Here is a 21,944-nt window from a genome sequence, read left to right as displayed (position 1 = left end):
TCAGGCGGGCTCCACACTCACCCAGTAGCGGCTTAAGTAGCGCACTTTCACGGGCAAGGTTTTCGGCAGGTTGGCCAGGGCGATATCGGTGTCGTCAATGCGGAACGCACCGGAAATGCTCATGGCCTGGATCGACGAGGCACAGCGCAGCACACCTGGACGATAGCGCCCCAGTTCTTCGAGGAAATCGCCAAGGCGCCAGTCGTTCACGCTGAGCATGCCTTGCAACCAGGCCGTGGAATCGGCGGGGAGGGCATGGGCGTCGAGGACGACATCCTGATCAAAACTCACTTGCTGGCCAGCGTGCAGTTGCAGCACTCGATCAGGGTGGCGCAGGGGGCGAACTTCGACGCTGGCCTCAAGCACACCCACGCGGGTCTGCTGCGCCAGTTTGCGGACGCTGAACGCGGTACTGCGGGCCAGTACGCTGCCGTCATCGGTGTGCACGATAAACGGGCGCTGCTGACGATCGCTGACCGGACGCACCAGAATTTCCCCCTGATACAGCTGAATCGCCCTCACCTTTGTGGCGTAGCGCACATCCAGCGCGGTATTCACGTTCAGTTCCAGCTGTGAACCATCCTCCAGGTGCAGGGCGCGGCGCTCGCCGCTGCGGGTACTGTGCTGGGCCAGCAAGGCACGATAGGGCACCTGCTCGGCCGCCAGCCAGCTGCCGCCCCCCATGGCCATCAGCAGGCCCAGCACTTTCAGCACGTCACGCCGCTGCGCCTGGGCCGCGCCAAGGCCGGACAGCGCCGCCTGCGGCGGCACCATGGCCCATTGCTGCTGCAGCTTTTCTACCCGCGCCCAGGCGGCTGCGTGCAGGGGGCTGGCCTGCAGCCACTGTCGCCAGGCCTGGGTGCGGGCCTCGCTATTGGCGCCGTCGTTGAGCTGAACATACCAGGTGGCAGCGGCTTCGAGTGTCTTGAGATCCATGGGCGTCAGCCTTCGACTGCCAGCAGGCAGCGAGTCATGGCCTTGATCAGGTGATTCTTCACGGTGGTGATCGACACGCCGAAGCGCTCGGCCGCAGCGCCGTAGGTCAGGCCTTCGAGTTGAACGGCAAGGAAGATGGCGCGGGTCTTGGCGCCGAGTTCGTCGAGCAGGCTGTCCACGGCCACCAGCATCTCTATGATGGACAAGCGCACCTCCGGCGACACCTCTACCGGTTCCGGACGCAGGGCCAGCGCCTGCAGGTAAGCTTTTTCGATGATGCGACGGCGAGCTTTGTCTATCAGAAGGGCGCGGGCGATAGCGCTGAGGTAGCTGCGCGGCTCACGGATCGGCAACGGGTTACGCGCGGTCATTACCCGCAAGAACGTGTCGTGCGCCAGGTCGGAAGCGTCGGCGGCGTTGCCCAGGCGGGCGCGCAGCCAGCCCTTCAGCCAGCTGTTGTTTTCGCTGTACAGCTCGTGCAGGGCCTGGGGATCGAGCGTTGCCATGGCGTCAAGACCGCAATATTAATGGGAATTGATCGCATTGTCGCGAGAGGCGGGGCTTATTGCAAGGACCGCGAGCACACACCCTGTGGGAGCGGCCTTGCGTCGCGATTGGGCCGCAAAGCGGCCCGGGTTTCGGCATCGCGGCTACATTTGTGGGGCTGCTGTGCAGCCCTATCGCGACGCAAGGCCGCTCCCACAAAGAGTCGTGCAGGCTTGCAGGGCAGTGGTTAGAACCCGGCCTCCAGGCTCAGCAGGTCCTGCACCGTCTGGCGCCGGCGGATCATCCGCAGGGCACCGTTCTCGATCAGGAACTCCGGCAGCAGCGGCCGGCTGTTGTAGTTCGACGACATCGACGCGCCATAGGCCCCGGCATCGTGGATCACCAGCAGGTCGCCCACCTGTGCCTGAGGCAGGTCCTGCGGGGTCAGCGCCTGGTCATCCTGAGTGAACACGTCACCCGATTCACACAACGGCCCGGCCACCACGGTCGGCTGGCGCGGGCGATCTACTGCCTGGCCATCGGCATCGAGCAGGGTCATGCCGTGGTAGGCGCCGTACATCGCCGGGCGCATCAGGTCGTTGAAGCCGGCATCGATCATGACGAAGGTATTGCGCCCCACCTGTTTCACGGCACGGACTTCGGCCACCAGGTAGCCCGACTCCGCCACCAGGAAGCGCCCGGGTTCGATCTCCATGCGCACCGGGTGGCCGAGCATCGCTTCGATCTCCTTGCGCGCCACCGCCCAGGTCTGCGCATAACGCTGCAGGTCGACCGGTTTGTCGGTGCTGCGGTAAGGCGTGGAAAGCCCGCCGCCGATGGAGAACGCCTCGAAGTCCACGCCCAGGCGGCCGATCAGCTCGATCATCGAGCGGGCCACCTGTTCCAGGTGCTGGTAGTCCACCCCGGAACCAATGTGCATGTGCACGCCCACCAGGTGCAGGCCATGGGCCTTGATGCACGCCAGCGCCTCGTCCAGCTCTTCGTGCCAGATGCCATGCTTGCTGTTTTCGCCGCCGGTATTGGTCTTGCGGCTGTGACCATGGCCGAAGCCCGGGTTGATGCGGATCCACACGCGGTGGCCGGGCGAGCGTTCACCCAGTTGGCGCAGCATGTCAATGGAGCCGGCATTGACTTCGATCTTTGACGCCACCACGCGCTCCAGGGTGGGGCGGTCCAGCGCGTCGCAGGTCAGCACCACGCCGGCAGGGTCACCGTCCACGCTCGCACCCGCGGCGAAGGCCCGTTCCATCTCACCCAGCGACACGGCGTCCAGCACCAGGCCATGGGCGCGCATCAGGCGCAACACATGCAGGTTGGGGTTGGCTTTCTGGGCGAAGCGCACGGTGTCGAATACGTTCAACTGCTCGACACGCTCGGCGATGGTGCTGGCGTCGTACGCCCAAAGCGGCGAGCCGTGCTGGCGAACCGCCTCGGCCAGAAGGGTGAAGGGTGCGGTCATGGTGGCGCTACTCGGATAAGGAAGGCCACGAGGATGAATCAAAGCGTGGATTCAGAAAAATAGCTATTTTTCTGCCAGTCATTCATATCTGATATACCCATTGTCGACTCACCGGGTGCTGCCGTGAAACTGTCCGTCCGCCACATCGAAGTGTTCCGCGCCATCATGGCCGCTGGTAGTGTCACCGGTGCGGCGCGCCTGCTGTTCACCTCGCAGCCGACTGTCAGCCGCGAACTGGCGCGGCTGGAGCAGGTGACTGGCCTGAACCTGTTCGAGCGCGAGGGCGGGCGCCTGGTGGCGACGGCCCAGGCGCTGCTGTTGATCGAAGAGGTCGAGCGCGCCTACGTCGGGCTGGAGCGGATCGATCGCTTTGCCCAGGCCATCCGCAACTTCGAGCAGGGCCGGCTGGCCATCACCTGCCTGCCGCTGTTCTCGCAAACCTTGTTGCCCAAGGCCTGCCAGCGCTTTCACCAGCAGCACAGCGGCGTGAGTGTGAGCATTCTGGCGCAGGAGTCGCCTTTGCTGGAGGAGTCACTGGTTGCCCAGCAGCATGACCTTGGCCTGACTGAAGTCGAACAGATACCGCGCGGCGCGTATGGTGAATTGCTGTTCAGTGCCAACATGGTGTGCGTGTTGCCCGAGCATCACCCGCTGCAGGTGAAGGCTGAACTGGAGCTGAGTGATTTCCATGAGGTCGATTTCATCAACCTGGCCAGCCTGGATACCTACCGCCAGCGTCTGGATCAGCACTTTCGTGCGGCCGGGGTTAACCGCCGCACGGTCATCGAGACCACCAGTGCCGCTTCGGTGTGCGCCATGGTCAGGCAAGGCCTGGGGGTGGCGATCATCAACCCACTGAGCGGGCTGGAGGCGGCGCAAGGCGGGTTGCCGATCCGCAGGTTACGGGTATCGGTGCCCTATCAGGTGATGCTCATACGCCCGGACCATCGGCCGGCATCGGTAGCGGTGGAGCCGTTTTGCGAGGCGTTGCGGGTGCAGGCCGAAGAGATGCAGCAGGCGCTGGCCTGATCATTGTGGGGGCGGCCTTGTGTCGCGATAGGGCCGCAAAGCGGCCCCAGCAATCTATGCATGATGTCGAGATCCTGGGGCCGCTGCGCGGCCCTATCGCGACGCAAGGCCGCTCCCACAGGGATCGTGCCAGCTTTTAGAAGTTGAGCAAGACAGTTGCTCCCACAGGGAACGCGCTCCCACTAGGCAGGGGCAGGGTTCAAAGCTCGCAGACCAAGGTTCCAGTACCGGCCAGGATGTTCTCCAGGGTTTCCTTCACTTCATCCATGTCACTCAGCTCGCTGGTCAGGTTGATTTCCAGTGCTTCATCCCCCTTCAGCGCGTCCCGGTCGCCGGCCGCCACTTCGATCAGCAGGCGCTTGGCGCTCAGGGTCACTTTAAGGCCATCCAGCGTCGACGGCTCGTCATCCAGCGTCAGGTCGACGGTGTCCTCGTCCGGGTAACGGGTAAGCAGGAACATCTGACCCTTGTCGCTGTGGCAGCACAGGGTCGCCATGTTGTCTTCCTCGTCATCGCAAGGGGTGGCGAACAGCAGGGCGGTGTTGATTTGCATGAGCAGGCTCGGGTCAAAGGAAACGGAAGGGAATTCTGACAGTCTTGCGTACAGGCATAAACGTAAAGTTACCGCCCCTTGACCGAAATTGTCGCAGCGCTGCAAGCGTAGATGACCGATCAGTCGTTAAGCTTCGGCGAGCCCTGGGCGTGCCTGCGCACGTTCAACGTCTGGTTTTTACCGTCCGTCATGCCACGGGTTGGCTATCGTTGATCCGTACACGGCGCACGCAGCGACGCTTCAATTATTACAAAGCCCAAGCGGAGTACCACAGATGGCGTTCTTCACCGCAGCCAGCAAAGCCGACTTCCAGCATCAACTGCAAGCGGCCCTGGCGCAGCACATCAGCGAGCAGTCCCTGCCACAAGTGGCGCTGTTCGCCGAGCAGTTCTTCGGCATCATCTCTCTGGACGAACTCACCCAGCGCAGGCTTTCCGACCTGGCCGGCTGCACCCTGTCAGCCTGGCGCATCATCGAGCGTTTCGACCCCGAATACCCGCAAGTGCGGGTGTACAACCCTGATTACGAACGTAATGGCTGGCAGTCGACCCATACCGTGGTCGAAGTGTTGCACCATGACTTGCCGTTCCTGGTCGACTCGGTGCGTACCGAGCTCAACCGCCGTGGCTACAGCATCCACACCCTGCAAACCACCGTGCTCAGTGTGCGCCGTGGCGCCAAGGGCGAGCTGTTGGAACTGCTGCCCAAGGGCACCCAGGGCGAGGGCGTGCGCTACGAGTCACTGATGTACCTGGAGATTGACCGCTGCGCCAATGCCGCCGAGCTGACAGTGCTGACCCGCGAGATCGAGCAGGTGCTGGCCGAGGTACGGGTGGTGGTGGCCGACTTCGAACCGATGAAGGCCAAGCTGCGTGAAGTGGTGGCGCAGGTGGAACAGACCGGCTTTGGTCCTGCCCAAAACGAGAAGGGCGAAGTCAAGGCCTTCCTCGAGTGGCTGCTGGATAACCACTTCACCTTCTTGGGCTATGAAGAATTCACCGTCAAGGGCGACGCCGATGGCGGCCAGATGGTTTACGACGAGCAGTCGTTCCTCGGCTTGCCGCGCCGTCTGCGCGTGGGCCTGACCGCAGAAGAGCTGCGCATCGAAGACTACGCTGTGGCCTACCTCAACGAGCCGCTGCTGCTGTCGTTCGCCAAGGCTGCGCTGCCCAGCCGCGTGCATCGCCCGGCCTACCCGGACTATGTGTCGATCCGCCAGCTGGACGCCGACGGCAAGGTCATCAAGGAGCACCGCTTCATGGGGCTGTACACCTCGTCGGTGTATGGCGAAAGCGTGCATGCCATTCCGTACATCCGCGTGAAGGTGGCCGAAGTCGAGCGCCGTTCGGGCTTCGATCCCAAGGCCCACCTGGGCAAGGAACTGGCCCAGGTGCTGGAAGTGCTGCCGCGCGACGACCTGTTCCAGACGCCGATCGACGAGCTGTTCAGCACGGTCATGGCAATCGTGCAGATCCAGGAGCGCAACAAGATCCGCGTGTTCCTGCGCAAAGACCCGTATGGCCGCTTCTGCTACTGCCTGGCCTACGTCCCGCGGGAAATCTACTCCACCGAAGTGCGGCAGAAGATCCAGCAGGTGCTGATGGAGCGCCTGAAGGCCAGCGACTGCGAGTTCTGGACCTTCTTCTCCGAATCGGTACTGGCCCGTGTGCAACTGATTCTGCGGGTCGACCCCAAGAACCGTATCGACATCGACCCGCAGCAGCTGGAACGCGAAGTCATCCAGGCCTGCCGCTCGTGGCATGACGACTACTCGGCACTGGTGGTGGAGAACTTCGGCGAAGCCCAAGGCACCAACATCCTCGCCGATTTCCCCAAAGGCTTCCCGGCCGGATACCGCGAGCGCTTCGCCGCGCACTCGGCGGTGGTCGACCTGCAGCATGTGCTGAACCTGTCGGAAAGCAAGCCGCTGGCAATGAGCTTCTACCAGCCGTTGACCCAGGTAGGCGAGCGCATCCTGCACTGCAAGCTGTACCACGCCGACACCCCGCTGGCGCTGTCCGACGTGCTGCCGATTCTGGAAAACCTCGGCCTGCGCGTGCTCGGCGAGTTCCCGTACCGCCTGCGCCATGCCAATGGCCGCGAATACTGGATCCACGACTTCGCCTTCACCTACAGCGAAGGCCTGAGCCTGGACATCCAGCAGCTCAACGACACCCTGCAGGACGCCTTCATCCACATCGTCCGTGGTGATGCCGAGAACGACGCTTTCAACCGCCTGGTGCTCACCGCCGGCTTGCCGTGGCGCGACGTGGCCTTGCTGCGTGCCTACGCCCGTTACCTGAAACAGATCCGTCTGGGCTTCGATCTGGGCTATATCGCCAGCACCCTGAACAACCACACCGACATCGCCCGTGAGCTGACCCGGTTGTTCAAGACCCGCTTCTACCTGGCGCGCAAGCTTACCCAGGACGACCTTGACGACAAGCAGCAGCGCCTGGAACAGGCCATCCTGAGCGCCCTGGATGACGTGCAGGTGCTCAACGAAGACCGCATCCTGCGGCGCTACCTGGACTTGATCAAGGCCACCCTGCGTACCAACTTCTACCAGCCCGACGCAAACGGCCAGAACAAGTCGTACTTCAGCTTCAAGTTCAACCCCAAGCTGATCCCCGAACTGCCCAAACCGGTGCCAAAGTTCGAGATATTCGTCTATTCGCCACGCGTCGAGGGCGTGCACCTGCGCTTTGGCAACGTTGCCCGTGGTGGCCTGCGCTGGTCCGACCGCGAAGAGGACTTCCGTACCGAAGTGCTGGGGCTGGTGAAAGCCCAGCAGGTTAAGAACTCGGTCATCGTGCCGGTCGGCGCCAAGGGTGGTTTCCTGCCGCGTCGCCTGCCGCTGGGCGGCAGCCGTGACGAGATTGCCGCCGAAGGCGTGGCGTGCTACCGCATCTTCATTTCCGGCCTGCTCGACATCACCGACAACCTCAAGGACGGTGGCGTGGTTCCGCCGGCCAACGTGGTGCGCCATGACGATGACGACCCGTACCTGGTGGTAGCGGCCGACAAAGGCACCGCGACCTTCTCCGACATCGCCAACGGCATCGCTATCGACTACGGTTTCTGGCTGGGCGATGCTTTTGCTTCCGGCGGCTCGGCCGGTTACGACCACAAGAAGATGGGCATTACCGCGCGCGGTGCCTGGGTGGGCGTGCAGCGCCACTTCCGCGAGCGCGGCATCAACGTGCAGGAAGACCCGATCACCGTCATTGGTGTGGGCGATATGGCCGGCGACGTGTTCGGCAATGGCCTGCTGATGTCCGACAAGCTGCAACTGGTGGCCGCGTTCAACCACCTGCATATCTTCATCGACCCCAACCCGGAGCCCGCTTCCAGCTTCGCTGAACGCAAGCGCCTGTTCGACCTGCCGCGCTCGGCCTGGAGCGACTACGACACCAGCATCATGTCCGAAGGCGGCGGGATCTTCCCGCGCAGTGCCAAGAGCATCGCCATCAGCCCGCAGATGAAAGAGCGCTTCGCCATCGAAGCCGACCGCCTGACCCCGACCGAGTTGCTCAATGCGCTGCTCAAGGCCCCGGTAGACCTGCTGTGGAACGGTGGCATCGGGACCTATGTCAAGGCCAGTACGGAGAGCCACGCCGATGTCGGCGACAAGGCCAACGATGCGCTGCGGGTCAACGGTAACGAACTGCGCTGCAAGGTAGTGGGCGAGGGCGGCAACCTGGGCATGACCCAGCTCGGCCGCGTCGAGTTCGGCCTGAACGGCGGCGCCACCAACACCGACTTCATCGACAACGCCGGCGGCGTGGACTGCTCCGACCACGAGGTCAACATCAAGATCCTGCTCAACGAAGTGGTGCAGGGTGGCGACATGACCGAGAAGCAGCGCAACCAGCTGCTGGGCAGCATGACCGACGAAGTCGCCGGGCTGGTACTGGGCAACAACTACAAGCAGACCCAGGCATTGTCGCTGGCTGCCCGCCGCGCCCGCGAGCGGATTGCCGAGTACAAGCGCCTGATGGCCGACCTCGAGGCGCGGGGCAAGCTGGACCGTGCCATCGAATTCCTGCCGTCCGAAGAGCAGTTGGCCGAACGCCTGGCTGCCGGCCACGGCCTGACCCGCGCCGAGCTGTCGGTGCTGATCTCGTACAGCAAGATCGACCTCAAGGAGCAACTGCTCAAATCGCTGGTGCCGGACGACGACTACCTGACCCGTGACATGGAAACCGCTTTCCCGCCGTCCCTGGTCAGCAAGTTCGCCGAGGCCATGCGCCGCCACCGCCTGAAGCGCGAAATTGTCAGCACCCAGATCGCCAACGACCTGGTCAACAACATGGGTATCACCTTCGTCCAGCGCCTGAAGGAGTCGACCGGCATGAGCCCGGCCAACGTGGCCGGTGCTTACGTGATCGTGCGCGATATCTTCCACCTGCCGCACTGGTTCCGCCAGATCGAGGCGCTGGACTATCAGGTGCCGGCAGAAATCCAGCTCACCCTGATGGACGAGCTGATGCGACTGGGTCGTCGTGCCACCCGCTGGTTCCTGCGTAGCCGCCGCAACGAACAGGACGCCGGGCGCGATACCGCGCACTTCGGGCCGAAGATTGCGCAGCTGGGCCTGAAGCTTGATGAGCTGCTAGAAGGCCCCACCCGCGAACGCTGGATGGTGCGCTACCAAGGCTTTGTCGACGCCGGTGTGCCGGAGTTGCTGGCGCGTATGGTGGCGGGTACCAGCCACCTGTACACCCTGCTGCCGATCATTGAAGCGGCCGACGTTACCGGCCATGAGCCTGCGCAGGTGGCCAAGGCATTCTTCGCCGTGGGCAGCGCGCTGGACCTGACCTGGTACCTGCAGGAAATCAGCAACCTGCCGGTGGAAAACAACTGGCAGGCGCTGGCGCGCGAGGCATTCCGCGACGATATCGACTTGCAGCAGCGGGCGATCACCATTTCGGTCCTGCAGATGGCCGATGCACCGCAAGACATGGATGCCCGCGTGGCGCTGTGGTCAGAGCAGCATCGGGGAATGGTGGAGCGCTGGCGCGCCATGCTCGACGACCTGCGCAATGCCACGGGCACTGACTATGCGATGTACGCGGTGGCCAACCGCGAGCTGGTCGACCTGGCCATGAGCGGGCAGGCAGCGGTGGTGCCGTCCTGAGCCTTGTGGTGAGGTAAAACAAAGCCCCGGCAGTGATGCCGGGGCTTTTTTTGTATGCCTGGGCTGGCCCTTTCGCGGGTGAACCCGCTCCTACAGCGACCTGTGCCAAACCACCGAGCTGGGCCCAACCCCTGATGCGTTTTCTCCTCCGTGTAGGAGCGGGTTTACCCGCGAATACGGTGGCAGCGGCAACGGTGAACGGCCGCTGGAGATTGGCCAGCAGGGCCGGCCCTTTCGCGGGTAAACCCGCTCCTACAGGGGGGGCGGGGCTGTTACTTGAACCGTCTCTCCACGCCTTTTTCGACCAGGATCTTGGCGGAAATCTCTTCCACCGAAAAATGCGTGGAATTGATATTGGGAATGTTCTCCCTGCGGAACAGGCTTTCCACTTCACGCACTTCGAATTCGCACTGGGCAAAGCTGGAATAACGGCTGTTGGGCTTGCGTTCGTGGCGGATGGCGGTGAGGCGGTCGGGGTCGATGGTCAGGCCGAACAGCTTGCTGTGGTGCTTTTTCAGCACCGCCGGCAGCTGCAGGCGCTCCATGTCGTCCTCGGTCAGCGGGTAATTGGCGGCACGGATGCCGAACTGCATGGCCATGTACAGGCAGGTTGGGGTTTTGCCGCAACGCGACACGCCAACCAGAATCAGGTCGGCTTTGTCGTAGTAGTGGGTGCGTGCACCATCGTCGTTATCCAGGGCGAAATTCACCGCCTCGATGCGTTCCATGTAGTTGGAATTGCCACCAATCGAGTGGGATTTGCCCACGGAATAAGACGAATGGGCGATCAATTCCTGCTCAAGTGGGGATAAAAACGAAGAAAAGATGTCGATCATGAAGCCATTCGACGTCGCCAGGATCTCGCGGATGTCCTGGTTGACAATGGTGTCGAAGATGATCGGGCGGACCCCATCCCGCTCGGCCGCAGCGTTGATTTGCTGGACCATGGCCCGTGCTTTGTCCGGCGAATCGATGTAAGGACGGGTGAATTTGTTGAAGGGAATGCTCTCAAATTGCGCGAGCAAACTCTGGCCCAGGGTTTCGGCAGTGATACCGGTGCCGTCGGAGATGAAGAACGCGGTTCGTTTCATTTGCGATCTGGGCCTTAAGCTGATGACGATTCTTGGATATGATAAGTTCGGTTTGCCGAATGCGGCTGTCGACATTCTGCCACATTTGCAGCGCCTATTTTCCAGGTACAGGCCACAAACGCCCGGCCAAGTCATAGAAGACAGGCGGGCGCCTTTTGAGCTTTTCCAACACAGTTAGTGGAGAGATCACCTTGGTAGAGTACGTAGTTTCCCTCGATAAGCTCGGCGTCCATGATGTGGAGCATGTGGGGGGCAAGAACGCATCCCTGGGCGAGATGATCAGTAACCTCGCCGGTGCCGGCGTGTCGGTGCCGGGCGGCTTTGCCACTACGGCTCAGGCGTACCGTGACTTTCTCGAGCAGAGTGGGCTGAACGACCGCATTCACGCCGCGCTCGACGCGCTGGACGTTGACGACATCAATGCCCTGACCAAGACCGGCGCGCAGATTCGCCAGTGGGTCATGGAAGCCGAATTCCCGCCACACCTGGATTCGGAAATCCGTACGGCCTTCGCCGAAATGGCCGCCGGCAACGACAACATGGCCGTTGCCGTGCGTTCCTCGGCTACCGCTGAAGACCTGCCGGACGCCTCGTTCGCCGGCCAGCAGGAAACCTTCCTCAACATCCGTGGCGTCGATAACGTGATCCGCGCGGCCAAGGAAGTGTTCGCTTCGCTGTTCAACGACCGCGCCATCGCCTACCGCGTGCACCAGGGCTTCGACCACAAGCTGGTGGCCCTGTCTGCCGGCGTGCAGCGCATGGTCCGCTCGGAAACCGGCACTGCCGGGGTGATGTTCACCCTCGACACCGAGTCGGGCTTCCGCGACGTGGTGTTCATCACCGGCGCCTACGGCCTGGGCGAAACCGTGGTGCAGGGTGCAGTCAACCCTGACGAATTCTACGTGCACAAGAACACCCTGCAGGCCGGCCGCCCGGCCATCCTGCGCCGTAACCTGGGCAGCAAGGCGATCAAGATGATCTACGGCGACGAGGCTAAGGCCGGTCGTTCGGTCAAGACCGTCGAAGTCGAGCGCGCCGAGCGCGCACGCTTCTGCCTGACCGATGCCGAGGTCAGCGAGCTGGCCAAGCAGGCCATGATCATCGAGCAGCACTACCAGCGCCCGATGGACATCGAGTGGGCCAAGGACGGTGACGACGGCAAGCTGTACATCGTCCAGGCCCGCCCTGAGACGGTGAAGAGCCGTTCCAGCGCCAACGTCATGGAACGCTACCTGCTCAAAGAGAAAGGCACCGTGCTGGTCGAAGGCCGTGCCATTGGCCAGCGTATCGGCGCCGGCAAGGTTCGCGTCATCAACGACGTCTCGGAAATGGACAAGGTCCAGCCGGGCGACGTACTGGTCTCCGACATGACCGACCCTGACTGGGAACCGGTGATGAAGCGCGCCAGTGCCATCGTCACCAACCGCGGTGGCCGTACCTGCCACGCGGCGATCATCGCTCGTGAGCTGGGTATCCCGGCGGTTGTCGGTTGCGGCAACGCTACCCAGGTGCTGAAAGACGGCCAGGGCGTGACCGTTTCCTGTGCCGAAGGCGACACCGGCTTCATCTTCGAAGGTGAGCTGGGCTTCGACATCAAGCAGAACTCGGTCGATGCCATGCCGGAACTGCCGTTCAAGATCATGATGAACGTCGGCAACCCGGACCGCGCCTTCGACTTCGCCCAGCTGCCCAACGCCGGTGTCGGTCTGGCACGCCTGGAGTTCATCATCAACCGCATGATCGGCGTGCACCCCAAGGCACTGCTGAACTACGCGGGCCTGCCTGCCGACCTGAAAGACAGCGTCGACAAGCGCATTGCCGGCTACAACGACCCGGTCGGCTTCTATGTCGAGAAGCTGGTCGAGGGTATCAGCACCCTGGCGGCGGCCTTCTACCCGAAAAAGGTCATCGTGCGCCTGTCGGACTTCAAGTCCAACGAGTACGCCAACCTGATCGGCGGCAAGCTGTACGAGCCGGAAGAAGAAAACCCGATGCTGGGCTTCCGCGGTGCCTCGCGCTACATCAGCGAGTCGTTCCGTGACTGCTTCGAGCTGGAATGCCGTGCGCTGAAGCGCGTGCGCAACGAGATGGGCCTGACCAACGTCGAGATCATGGTGCCGTTCGTGCGCACCTTGGGCGAAGCCAGCCAGGTCGTCGACCTGCTCGCCGAAAACGGCCTGGCCCGCGGCGACAACGGCCTGCGCGTGATCATGATGTGCGAACTGCCGTCCAACGCCATCCTCGCCGAAGAGTTCCTGGAATACTTCGACGGCTTCTCGATCGGCTCCAACGACCTGACCCAGCTGACCCTGGGCCTGGACCGTGACTCGGGCATCATCGCCCACCTGTTCGACGAGCGTAACCCTGCGGTGAAGAAGCTGCTGGCCAACGCCATTGCCGCCTGCAACAAGGCTGGCAAGTACATCGGCATCTGCGGCCAAGGCCCATCGGACCACCCGGACCTGGCCAAGTGGCTGATGGAGCAGGGCATCGAAAGCGTGTCGCTGAACCCGGACTCGGTACTCGAGACCTGGTTCTTCCTGGCCGAAGGCCAAGGCGCGGCCTGATGCAGTAAACGCGGGGGGGCGTCTGGCGCCCTCCTGCCTGGTTTTTTCCAGGGCGAGCTCCAGCAATGGACCCCGCCCTTTTTTGTGCACCAAGCAACCTTATGCAAAGCAGCAGCACTTTATTTCCCGTGGCCCTGCTCAGTGCCGAGCGCCGCGGCGATCTCAGCGAAGACGTGTATCGGATCAAGGCCGGTAATGGCCCGGACCCCAGCGTCGAGCTCGCCATCACCCGTCTGGGACTGGCCGACCAGGTTCAGGCCCAAGGCGTGCCGGTCATTCTCCTGCACGGTAGTTTTTCCAATCGGCGTTTCTGGTATTCGCCCAAAGGGGTTGGCCTGGGCGCCTACCTTGCGCGCGCCGGTTTCGATGTCTGGATCCCGGAAATGCGAGGCCATGGCTTGTCGCCGCGCAACCTTGCCTGGAAGCACAACAGTGTTGCTGCCTACGCCCGTGATGACCTGCCGCTGATCAACGCCTTCGTGCGCGAGCAATCGGGCCAGGCGCCGCACTGGGTGGGCCATTCGCTGGGGGGGACGACATTGGCGGCAGCACTGGGTGGCGGCTTCCTGGAGCCTGGGCAAGTCGCCAGTGTGGCGTTGTTCGGTACCCAGATCAGCCGTGTCTATTGGCCATTGAAAGTGCCGCCGCTGGCTTGGGGCGCGAAGCTGGTGCTCAAGCGTTGGGGGCAGATATCCGGGCCACGTTTCAAGCGTGGGCCTGAAGACGAGCCGATAGGCCTCGCCTTGGAGAGCATGCGCTGGCACGGCCTGTTCGGGCGCTTTGGCGACAAGCAGAACGATTGGTGGGCAGGGCTGGCTGAAGTGGATGTACCGCTGCTGGCAGTGGCCGGTGCAGGGGACTTCCAGGACCCGGTGTGGGCCTGTCGCAAGCTGTTCGAGCAGTTGGGCGGCGAGCGCAAGCAGTTCCTGCGGCTGGGTCGTGAAGAAGGTTTCGAGGCCTTTGGGCATGTCGACATGCTGGTGAGCAAGGCCGCGCAGGTGCAGGTGTGGCCGCTGGTGGAGCGCTGGCTGCGCAACCCGCTGCTGCCGGTGCATGCGTCCACTGTCGTTGCGGAACCTGTGCCTGCCAGCTGAGTTTGCTGTACCTGTCATGGCCTCTTCGCGGGTGAACCCGCTCCTACACAGATTGGTGGTGGACACACCTCGGTGGTAGAACACAGGCCGCGTGTAGGAGCGGGTTCACCCGCGAAAGGGCCGGGCCTGCTGGCCAATCTCCACCCGCCGTTCACCGTTGACGCCGCCACCGTATTCGCGGGTAAACCCGCTCCTACACCGGATTGGTGGTGGACGCACATCGGGGGTTGGACACAGGCCGTCGTGTAGGAGCGGGTTTACCCGCGAAGAGGCCGGCCCTGCTGGCCAATCTCCACCGGCCGTTCACCTTTGACGCCGCTACCGTATTCGCGGGTAAACCCGCTCCTACACCTGGATAACGGCGCGTTCCTGTGCAGGAACGGGTCACGCGTGGAAGGGCCGAGACAGGATGAATACAAATGACTGCCCGGTCCCGGATGACTACGACAGCCTCCAAGGTGTAGCCTTGGCCGATACCCGCTTTCGTTGTGACTGACAGGAGCTTCCCATGCAGCATTACGTAACGCCCGACCTGTGTGACGCCTACCCGGACCTGGTACAAGTGCTGGAACCGATGTTCAGCAATTTCGGTGGCCGCGATTCGTTCGGTGGCCAGATCGTTACCATCAAGTGTTTCGAGGACAATTCGCTGGTCAAGGAGCAGGTCGAACTCGACGGCAAGGGCAAAGTGCTGGTGGTCGATGGCGGGGGGTCGCTGCGCCGTGCGCTGCTGGGCGACATGCTCGCCGAAAAAGCCGCAAAAAACGGTTGGGAAGGCTTGGTGATCTACGGCTGTGTGCGTGATGTCGACGTGCTGATCCAGACCGACGTTGGCGTGCAGGCCCTGGCCAGCCACCCAATGAAGACTGACAAGCGCGGTATCGGCGATCTCAACGTGGTGGTGACCTTCGCCGGGGTCACCTTCCGCCCGGGCGAATATGTGTATGCCGACAACAATGGCGTGCTGGTCTCGCCGAGCCCGCTGAAAATGCCGGAGTAATGCGCAGCACGCGCTGATGGAGCTTTGATGTTCGAGGAAGACAACGCGCAGTGGGGGCTGGTGCATGCCCTGGTGCTCGATGGCAAAGGCGGCGCGCGTTCTATTGCCCGTACCGAACTGGACGACCTGCAGTTGCAACCGGAGCAGAGCCTGTGGCTGCACTGGGATCGCAGCCATCCGCAAACCCGCTCCTGGCTGCTGCACGACAGCGGCCTGAGCGAGTTCGCCTGCGAGCTGCTGCTGGAAGAAAACACCCGCCCGCGCCTGCTGCCCATGGCGGACGAACAGCTGTTGCTGTTCCTGCGGGGGGTCAACCTCAACCCGGGTGCCGAGCCCGAAGACATGGTTTCGGTACGCATCTTCGCCGAGGCGCAGCGGGTTATCTCGCTGCGCCTGCGGCCGTTGCGCGCCAGCGATGAAATTCTCCAGCTGCTGGAACAGGGCAGGGGACCGAAATCGGCCTCGGAACTGTTGTTGTTGATGGGTGAGTTGCTCACCGAAAAGGTCCAGGGCCTGGTCAGCGACCTGGCCGAGCTCGTCGACCTGGAGGAAGAAAAGGTCGAATCCGACGAGCGGTATGCCCCGGAGCAGGGCAGCCTGCAGCAGATTCGCCGCCGTGCCGCTGGCTTGCGCCGCTTTCTCGCCCCGCAACGGGAAATCTACGCGCAGTTGTCGCGCAGCAAATGGAGCTGGTTCGCCAATGCCGACGCCGATTACTGGAATGAACTCAACAACAGCCTGATCCGCTACCTCGAAGAGCTGGAACTGGCCCGCGAACGCGCTGCGCTGGTGCTGGAAAGCGAGGACCGGCGGCGCAGCGAGCGGATGAACCGCACCATGTACCGCTTTGGCATCATCACCTGCATCTTCCTGCCCATGAGCTTTGTCACCGGGCTGCTGGGCATCAATGTCGGCGGCATCCCTGGGGCGGAAAACCCTTTGGGCTTCCTGTTCGCCTGCATCGTCGTGCTGGGGTTGGCCGTGGGGCAGTGGTGGCTGTTCCGGCGGTTGCGATGGGTATAGCGGTGCAATTTGAAACCTTCGTGCCAACAGGATGTGTGACCCGTCGCCCGGCCGTCTCGTCTCTTGCTGACACTGCGCGAGGTGCCCATGCACGATCCGTTTGAAGAATCCCTGCGCGACCTGCTCAAGGCGTCACCCTCCGGCAATGACCGGGACGACCGGGACGACGCCGCTTGCCTGGGTCGCGTGCTGAAAACCGCCAACCGCCAGGTTGGCGCGGGTGATCTGTTCAGCCTGCTTGGCCGTTGGAGCCAGGCGCTGCTGATTGCCGTGAACAATGGCTCGGCGCATGTTGCGCCGGTGCGTCGACACTCTTCCCGCAACGCTGCCCCCGGCAGCAAAGCAGATAAGGCCGATTGAATATGGAACTCGATCTCTGGACCCAGAGCCTGGTCACCGCGATGACTGCCCTTTGGACCAAGGTAGCGAACTTCATCCCCAACCTGTTCGGCGCGCTGGTCGTGGTGCTGCTCGGTTTCGTGGTGGCCAAGCTGCTCGACACGCTGCTGTCCAAACTGTTGGCCAAATTTGGCCTGGACCGCCTGATGGCCGGTACCGGCCTCACCAAAATGCTCGGTCGGGGCGGCATCCAGGTGCCAATCTCGACCCTGATCGGCAAGATCGTCTATTGGTTCGTGCTGCTCATCTTCCTGGTCTCGGCCGCCGAATCGCTGGGCCTGGAGCGGGTTTCGGCAACCCTCGACATGCTCGCCCTGTACTTGCCCAAAGTGTTCGGCGCGGCCCTGGTGCTGCTGGCCGGCGTGCTGCTGGCGCAGGTGGCCAACGGCCTGGTGCGTGGCGCTGCCGAAGGCATCGGCCTGGAATACTCGGCAGGCCTGGGGCGTATCACCCAAGGCCTTGTGATCATCATCAGCATCTCGGTAGCCATCAGCCAGCTGGAAGTGAAAACCGACCTGCTGAACCACGTCATCGTTATCGGGCTGATTACCGTTGGTCTGGCCGTTGCCTTGGCCATGGGCCTTGGCAGTCGCGAAATTGCCGGGCAGATCCTGGCCGGCATCTACGTGCGCGAGCTGTACCAAGTGGGCCAGCAGGTGCGGATTGGAGAGGTCGAAGGGCATATCGAGGAGATCGGTACGGTGAAGACGACGCTGCTGACCGATGATGGCGAACTGGTGTCGCTGTCTAACCGCGAGCTGCTTGAACAGCGCGTCAATAGCCGCTAACCGCACAAAAGCTGTTAATGTATGCCGCCGCGAAATTCGACCCACGGGGTCGCGCGGCGACATTGACCTGACTGTCGGCCAGATCCGTTTTGAATAAAGTTCATTCGCCGCCCATGCGCTATGACCCCCGCGAGCTCACAGACGAAGAGTTGGTGGCGCGTTCGCATGAGGAGCTGTACCACGTTACCCGCGCCTATGAAGAGCTCATGCGGCGCTACCAACGGACCCTGTTCAACGTCTGTGCGCGTTATCTGGGGAACGACCGTGACGCGGACGATGTCTGTCAGGAAGTGATGCTGAAAGTGCTGTACGGGCTGAAAAACTTCGAGGGTAAGTCGAAGTTCAAGACCTGGCTCTACAGCATCACCTACAACGAGTGCATTACCCAGTACCGCAAGGAGCGCCGCAAACGTCGGTTGATGGATGCCTTGAGTCTGGACCCTGTTGAAGAGGCGTCCGAGGACAAGGCTCCAAAGCCGGAAGAAAAAGGCGGGCTGGACAAGTGGCTGGTGCATGTGAACCCGATTGACCGGGAAATTCTGGTTCTGCGTTTTGTCGCAGAGCTGGAATTTCAGGAAATTGCCGACATCATGCACATGGGCCTGAGCGCGACGAAAATGCGTTACAAGCGCGCGCTAGACAAGCTTCGGGAGAAATTTGCCGGCCTTGATGAAACTTAGGGGCGTGCAAATATCTCTAACGAACCGGCGAGTTCTGCTAGACTCGCCGTCGAGTTGTCCCTCTTGTTTGTGGTGGGACTGCTTAACTATCACCAGATGGGGATTTAACGGATGAAATTGAAAAACACCTTGGGCTTGGCCATTGGTTCGCTTGTAGCCGCCACTTCGATTGGCGCTATGGCACAAGGTCAAGGCGCCGTCGAGACTGAAATCTTCTACAAGAAAGAATTCTTCGACAGCCAGCGCGACTTCAAGAACGACGGCAACCTGTTCGGCGGCTCGATCGGTTACTTCCTGACCGACGACGTTGAGCTGCGTCTGGGCTACGACGAAGTGCACAACGCTCGTGGCGAAGACGGCAAGAACATCAAGGGCTCGAACACCGCCCTGGACGCCGTTTACCACTTCAACAACCCGTACGACGCCATCCGTCCGTACGTTTCCGCTGGTTTCTCGCACCAGTCGCTGGGCCAGACCGGCCGTGGCGGTCGTGACCACTCCACCTTCGCCAACGTTGGCGCTGGCGCCAAGTGGTACATCACCGACATGTTCTATGCCCGTGCCGGCGTAGAAGCTCAGTACAACATCGACCAGGGCGACACCGAGTGGGCCCCGAGCGTTGGTGTTGGCCTGAACTTCGGCGGTAGCCCGAAGCAAGCTGAAGCTGCTCCTGCTCCAGTTGCTGAAGTCTGCTCCGACTCCGACAACGATGGCGTGTGCGACAACGTCGACAAGTGCCCAGACACCCCGGCCAACGTTACCGTTGACGCCGACGGCTGCCCGGCTGTTGCCGAAGTCGTTCGCGTTGAGCTGGACGTCAAGTTCGACTTCGACAAGTCGGTCGTCAAGCCTAACAGCTACGGCGACATCAAAAACCTGGCTGACTTCATGAAGCAGTACCCACAAACCACCACCGTGGTTGAAGGTCACACTGACTCCGTGGGTCCAGACGCTTACAACCAGAAGCTGTCCGAGCGTCGTGCCAACGCTGTCAAGCAAGTGCTGACCCAGCAGTACGGCGTAGAATCCAGCCGTGTTGACTCGGTAGGCTACGGCGAAACCCGTCCGGTTGCTGACAACGCCACCGAAGAAGGCCGTGCTATCAACCGTCGCGTTGAAGCTCAGGTAGAAGCCCAGGCCAAGTAATTGGTTTGAAGCTTCATGAAAAACCCGGCCTCGGCCGGGTTTTTCTTTGCCTGGGGTTTAACCGGCCTCGAAGGCTGTTCCTGCTGTTAGCCTGCGATTGCGATCCGCCCCACAGCCTGTTGCTCTCCCACCACCTCTCCAATCACCAGGATTGCCGGGCTACGCAAGCCAAACGCCCGCGCAGCTTCCACCATTCCCTGCACATCGCTTCTGCACTCCCGCTGCTGCGGCAGCGAGGCGTTTTCGATCATCGCCACCGGCATTCCCGGCGCCATGCCCCCCGCCAGCAATCCCTGGCGCACCTGTTCCAGCCGCGCCACCCCCATGTAGACCACCAGTGTTGTCCCGCCCTGAGCCAAGGCCGCCCAGTTCAGCTCGCTATCGTCCTGGGTGTGCGCCGTCACCAGCGTCACCCCTCGGCTCACGCCCCGTGAAGTCAGGGGGATCCCGCACTGCGTGGCCCCGGCAAGGCCGGCAGTGATGCCATTGATCACCTCCACTTCGATGCCATGGCCCTGCAGCCACAGTGCCTCCTCACCGCCACGGCCGAAGATGCAAGGGTCGCCGCCCTTGAGCCGCACCACGCAACGGCCCTGTCGCGCGTGGCGCAGCATCAGGCGCTGAATGAACGCTTGCGGTGTAGAGCGGCAGCCGCCGCGCTTGCCCACGGTCATTACCCGGGCCTGCGGGCAATGCTCGAGCACTGCCGGGTTGACGAGGTCGTCGATCATGACCACGGTGGCTTGCTGCAACGCACGCACGGCCTTGAGGGTGAGCAGTTCAGGGTCACCAGGGCCGGCACCGACCAGCCATACTTTTGCATTCATCAGGGTTTCCTCATCGGCAAGGTGCGTTCAGCCCTTGAGCAGGGTGAACAGCAGTATCAGATTGATCAGCAACGACAACAGGGCCAGGGTGCGCCACACCTTCAGCGGCTCGCGCTCCAGCAGCGGCCGGGGTCGACTGGGCAGTTCCTGGCGGTCGCCGCGCTCGAGCAGCAGCAACCAGTGTTCGGCGGTTTCGAAGCGCTGCGCCGGGTCGCTCGCCACGGCCTGCAGCAGGTTGTGCTGCAGCCATTCCGGCAGGTCGGGTCGGTAGCGCGCGGCGTTGACCGGCTGGCCGAAGCGCGGGCGCTGAAAGGCCTCTACCTCGCCGTACGGGTAGTGTCCGGTCAGCAGGTGGTACAGGGTCACGCCCACTGCATACAAGTCCTGACGCGGGCTGGGCGGGTGGCCTTCGAATGCTTCCGGGGCGATGTACGAGGGTGTGCCGGGCAGCTCGTGCAGCGGGTCTTCGGACAGGCCCGGGCAATAAGCCAGGCCGAAGTCCAGCAGGCGCAGCTGGCCATCACGGCCCAGGTGCAGGTTGTCTGGCTTGATATCGCGGTGCAGCAAGTTGCGCCGATGCAGCACACCGACTGCCTGCAGCAGTTGCCGGGCGACTTCCAGCCATTGCGGCAAGGGCAGCGGGCCTTGTTCGGCCAGCAACGCCGCCAGGTTTTGGCCCGGATATTCGCGCATCACGTAGTACAGGTGCTGACGCTGACTGGCGGTGTGTAGCTCGGGGAAGTGCCGGCCGGCGATGCGGCGCAGAAACCACTCTTCCAGCAACAGCCCTTGTGCCGCCCCCGGTTCCTGTTCGCGTGCCGGGGGCAGGGTCTTGAGCAGCCAAGGCTGGTTCTGGCTATCGCGCACTTTGTACAGCAAGGACTGGCGGCTGTGCGCATGCAGTGTTTCGACCTGCCAGCCGTCGATCACCTGGCCTTCGCGCAGCGGGCCGGGCACTGGCCATTGTTGCAGTTGCGCCAGGGTATCGCCCAGGTTGGCCGTGCCCAGTTGATCGACTTGCACCAGCAAGGCGCTGGCGTTGTCCTTGCTGCCGTTGAGGTGCGCACTGGCCACCAGGGTGTCGGCGGCCAGTTGCAGGTCAGTTTGCTCGCGCAGCACGGCCTGGATGTGCTGTTCGCCCAGGCTGGCCCAGACCCCGTCGCTGAGCAGCAGGAAGCATTCACCCGGTTGCAGCTCGCCTTCCAGGTAATCCACCAGCAGGTGCTGGTCCAGGCCCAGTGCCCGTTTCAGTACATGCTGCATGCCCGGTTGGTCCCAGACATGGTCTTCGCTCAGGCATTGCAGCGTCCCCCCGTGCCAGCGGTACACCCGGCAGTCGCCTACATGGGCCAGGGTAAAGCGTCGGCCGCGCAACACCAGCGCGCTAAGCGTGGTCAACAACGGCTGGCCGCTGCCCTGGGCGCGCAACCAGCGGTTTTGCGCCAGCAGCAGACGGTCGAGGGCCTGGGCCACGCTCCAGGTGGCCGGCGTGGCGTAGTAATCCAGGGCCAGTGCCTGCAGGCTGGCGCGTGCCGCCAGGCCGCCGTCGGCACATTGGCTGACGCCGTCGGCCAGCGCGAACAGGTAGCCTTTGCTGGCGGCCAGTTCTGGTGCCGGTGTCACCAGGCGCAGGGCGTCCTGGTTTTCCGCGCGCGGCCCGGTGGCGCTGGCCTGGGCAAAGCTCAGTTGCAGGCTCATCGGCGTG

At 62.7% G+C, this 21,944-nt stretch carries 17 protein-coding genes; 10 read left to right on the top strand and 7 right to left on the bottom strand.

Annotated features, from left to right (window positions below):
* The 3 genes from LMH93_RS19035 to lysA form a co-directional block, all read right to left on the bottom strand.
* Window positions 1–936: a FecR domain-containing protein gene (locus LMH93_RS19035; protein WP_100774536.1), complete on the bottom strand. Its 936-nt coding sequence runs from the start codon at window positions 934–936 to the stop codon at window positions 1–3.
* 5 nt (window positions 937–941) lie between these two features.
* A complete protein-coding gene (locus tag LMH93_RS19030) occupies window positions 942–1,442 on the bottom strand; it encodes a sigma-70 family RNA polymerase sigma factor (protein ID WP_014859059.1) in 501 nt (166 codons plus the stop codon).
* 227 nt (window positions 1,443–1,669) lie between these two features.
* Window positions 1,670–2,902 (bottom strand): diaminopimelate decarboxylase, encoded by a 1,233-nt coding sequence (lysA, locus tag LMH93_RS19025; protein WP_230064451.1) that lies wholly within the window; start codon window positions 2,900–2,902, stop codon window positions 1,670–1,672.
* 123 nt (window positions 2,903–3,025) lie between these two features.
* Between lysA and LMH93_RS19020 the strand changes: the two genes are divergently transcribed.
* Window positions 3,026–3,931, top strand: a complete 906-nt coding sequence (locus LMH93_RS19020; RefSeq protein ID WP_230064450.1) for a LysR family transcriptional regulator — start codon at window positions 3,026–3,028, stop codon at window positions 3,929–3,931.
* A gap of 199 nt (window positions 3,932–4,130) precedes the next feature.
* On the opposite strand, the gene LMH93_RS19015 is transcribed toward LMH93_RS19020, so the two are convergent.
* Window positions 4,131–4,484, bottom strand: coding sequence for a hypothetical protein (locus LMH93_RS19015; protein WP_003248629.1), 354 nt, complete (start codon window positions 4,482–4,484; stop codon window positions 4,131–4,133).
* Window positions 4,485–4,758: 274 nt separating this feature from the next.
* Between LMH93_RS19015 and LMH93_RS19010 the strand changes: the two genes are divergently transcribed.
* Window positions 4,759–9,624 carry an NAD-glutamate dehydrogenase gene (locus tag LMH93_RS19010; protein ID WP_004576879.1) on the top strand — a complete coding sequence of 1,622 codons (4,866 nt, stop codon included), beginning with the start codon at window positions 4,759–4,761 and terminating at the stop codon, window positions 9,622–9,624.
* Between the two features lie 272 nt (window positions 9,625–9,896).
* On the opposite strand, the gene ppsR is transcribed toward LMH93_RS19010, so the two are convergent.
* Window positions 9,897–10,715, bottom strand: coding sequence for a posphoenolpyruvate synthetase regulatory kinase/phosphorylase PpsR (gene ppsR / locus LMH93_RS19005; protein ID WP_003248634.1), 819 nt, complete (start codon window positions 10,713–10,715; stop codon window positions 9,897–9,899).
* A 191-nt stretch (window positions 10,716–10,906) separates the two neighbouring features.
* Here ppsR and ppsA point away from each other — a divergent pair, with 191 nt between their 5' ends.
* The 8 genes from ppsA (at window position 10,907) to LMH93_RS18965 (ending at window position 19,412) form a co-directional block, all read left to right on the top strand.
* The gene (gene ppsA / locus LMH93_RS19000) at window positions 10,907–13,282 is read left to right on the top strand and encodes a phosphoenolpyruvate synthase (RefSeq protein WP_185280134.1); all 2,376 of its coding nucleotides are present in this window, start codon (window positions 10,907–10,909) and stop codon (window positions 13,280–13,282) included.
* A gap of 101 nt (window positions 13,283–13,383) precedes the next feature.
* Entirely contained in the window at window positions 13,384–14,376 is a 993-nt protein-coding gene (locus tag LMH93_RS18995; protein WP_014753965.1) for an alpha/beta fold hydrolase, read from the top strand.
* A gap of 508 nt (window positions 14,377–14,884) precedes the next feature.
* Complete coding sequence (gene rraA / locus LMH93_RS18990; RefSeq protein WP_003248652.1) at window positions 14,885–15,376, top strand: ribonuclease E activity regulator RraA; 492 nt, start codon at window positions 14,885–14,887, stop codon at window positions 15,374–15,376.
* 27 nt (window positions 15,377–15,403) lie between these two features.
* Window positions 15,404–16,399: a zinc transporter ZntB gene (locus LMH93_RS18985; RefSeq protein ID WP_003248655.1), complete on the top strand. Its 996-nt coding sequence runs from the start codon at window positions 15,404–15,406 to the stop codon at window positions 16,397–16,399.
* Between the two features lie 87 nt (window positions 16,400–16,486).
* A complete protein-coding gene (locus LMH93_RS18980; protein ID WP_003248657.1) occupies window positions 16,487–16,759 on the top strand; it encodes a hypothetical protein in 273 nt (90 codons plus the stop codon).
* 2 nt (window positions 16,760–16,761) lie between these two features.
* Complete coding sequence (locus LMH93_RS18975; protein ID WP_003248659.1) at window positions 16,762–17,586, top strand: mechanosensitive ion channel family protein; 825 nt, start codon at window positions 16,762–16,764, stop codon at window positions 17,584–17,586.
* A 113-nt stretch (window positions 17,587–17,699) separates the two neighbouring features.
* Complete coding sequence (gene sigX / locus LMH93_RS18970) at window positions 17,700–18,266, top strand: RNA polymerase sigma factor SigX (RefSeq protein WP_003248665.1); 567 nt, start codon at window positions 17,700–17,702, stop codon at window positions 18,264–18,266.
* A gap of 111 nt (window positions 18,267–18,377) precedes the next feature.
* Window positions 18,378–19,412, top strand: a complete 1,035-nt coding sequence (locus tag LMH93_RS18965; protein WP_003248667.1) for an OmpA family protein — start codon at window positions 18,378–18,380, stop codon at window positions 19,410–19,412.
* Window positions 19,413–19,498: 86 nt separating this feature from the next.
* Here LMH93_RS18965 and cobA read toward each other — a convergent pair whose 3' ends face one another.
* Complete coding sequence (gene cobA / locus LMH93_RS18960; protein WP_060546417.1) at window positions 19,499–20,239, bottom strand: uroporphyrinogen-III C-methyltransferase; 741 nt, start codon at window positions 20,237–20,239, stop codon at window positions 19,499–19,501.
* A 27-nt stretch (window positions 20,240–20,266) separates the two neighbouring features.
* Complete coding sequence (locus LMH93_RS18955; RefSeq protein ID WP_003248671.1) at window positions 20,267–21,937, bottom strand: bifunctional protein-serine/threonine kinase/phosphatase; 1,671 nt, start codon at window positions 21,935–21,937, stop codon at window positions 20,267–20,269.
* Window positions 21,938–21,944: the final 7 nt, after the last annotated feature.

The organism is Pseudomonas sp. CIP-10 (assembly GCF_020911845.1).
Taxonomy (GTDB): Bacteria; Pseudomonadota; Gammaproteobacteria; order Pseudomonadales; family Pseudomonadaceae; genus Aquipseudomonas; species Aquipseudomonas alloputida.
This window is presented reverse-complemented; position numbering and strand designations above follow the sequence as displayed.

Coding starts and splice junctions, on each gene's coding strand:
- lysA (WP_230064451.1), bottom strand. CDS start 2,902: ATGACCGCACCCTTCACCCTTCTGGCCGAGGCGGTTCGCCAGCACGGC.
- LMH93_RS18965 (WP_003248667.1), top strand. CDS start 18,378: ATGAAATTGAAAAACACCTTGGGCTTGGCCATTGGTTCGCTTGTAGCC.
- cobA (WP_060546417.1), bottom strand. CDS start 20,239: ATGAATGCAAAAGTATGGCTGGTCGGTGCCGGCCCTGGTGACCCTGAA.
- LMH93_RS19010 (WP_004576879.1), top strand. CDS start 4,759: ATGGCGTTCTTCACCGCAGCCAGCAAAGCCGACTTCCAGCATCAACTG.
- LMH93_RS18975 (WP_003248659.1), top strand. CDS start 16,762: ATGGAACTCGATCTCTGGACCCAGAGCCTGGTCACCGCGATGACTGCC.
- ppsR (WP_003248634.1), bottom strand. CDS start 10,715: ATGAAACGAACCGCGTTCTTCATCTCCGACGGCACCGGTATCACTGCC.
- sigX (WP_003248665.1), top strand. CDS start 17,700: ATGCGCTATGACCCCCGCGAGCTCACAGACGAAGAGTTGGTGGCGCGT.
- LMH93_RS18955 (WP_003248671.1), bottom strand. CDS start 21,937: ATGAGCCTGCAACTGAGCTTTGCCCAGGCCAGCGCCACCGGGCCGCGC.
- LMH93_RS19035 (WP_100774536.1), bottom strand. CDS start 936: ATGGATCTCAAGACACTCGAAGCCGCTGCCACCTGGTATGTTCAGCTC.
- LMH93_RS19015 (WP_003248629.1), bottom strand. CDS start 4,484: ATGCAAATCAACACCGCCCTGCTGTTCGCCACCCCTTGCGATGACGAG.
- rraA (WP_003248652.1), top strand. CDS start 14,885: ATGCAGCATTACGTAACGCCCGACCTGTGTGACGCCTACCCGGACCTG.
- LMH93_RS18995 (WP_014753965.1), top strand. CDS start 13,384: ATGCAAAGCAGCAGCACTTTATTTCCCGTGGCCCTGCTCAGTGCCGAG.
- LMH93_RS18980 (WP_003248657.1), top strand. CDS start 16,487: ATGCACGATCCGTTTGAAGAATCCCTGCGCGACCTGCTCAAGGCGTCA.
- LMH93_RS19030 (WP_014859059.1), bottom strand. CDS start 1,442: ATGGCAACGCTCGATCCCCAGGCCCTGCACGAGCTGTACAGCGAAAAC.
- LMH93_RS18985 (WP_003248655.1), top strand. CDS start 15,404: ATGTTCGAGGAAGACAACGCGCAGTGGGGGCTGGTGCATGCCCTGGTG.